The following is a 545-nucleotide window of genomic DNA, read 5'->3' as shown; positions in this document are numbered from 1 at the left end:
TGCCGCTCGACGACCCCGGCATTGTGGCCGATATCGATACTCCGCAGGACTACCGGCGCTGGACTGGGCTGAGCACGCCCGGCTCGTGATATGCACGCCCCAGGCCGCCTGTCCCACAGGGTCAAGATCGCCTACGGCTTCGGGCTGTCCGCCGAAGGCATTAAGACCAACGCATTTACCCTCTTTTTGCTGTTTTATTATCAGCAGATTGTCGGACTCGATCCCGGTCTGTGTGGCGTGGCGCTGTTCGTCGCCCTGCTTATCGATGCGGTGACCGATCCGGCGGTCGGTGTCTGGTCCGACGGCTTCCGGTCTCGACTCGGCCGGCGCCACCCTTTCATGTATGCCGCCGGCCTGCCGCTGGCGGTGTGTTTTGTGGCGGTGTTTCTGCCGCCCCGGGGGTTGAGCCAGGCCGGGCTGTTCGCGTGGCTGCTGGGCTCTGCCTCGGCCACGCGTTTTGCCATGACCCTGTTTGCCATTCCGCACCAGGCCCTGGTGGCCGAGCTGACCCAGGACTATGACGAGCGCACCTCGCTGCAAACCCT

The 545-nt window shown here is 64.4% G+C and carries 1 protein-coding gene; it reads left to right on the top strand.

Going from position 1 to position 545, the window contains the following annotated elements; translation table 11 throughout:
• Positions 1-90: 90 nt before the first annotated feature.
• Positions 91-545 (top strand): MFS transporter (locus tag J4F42_16020; GenBank protein MCE2487022.1); only part of this gene is annotated, 455 nt, incomplete at its 3' end.

It is taken from the genome of Desulfurellaceae bacterium (genome assembly GCA_021296095.1).
Taxonomy (GTDB): Bacteria; Desulfobacterota; Binatia; order Bin18; family Bin18; genus JAAXHF01.
This window is presented reverse-complemented; position numbering and strand designations above follow the sequence as displayed.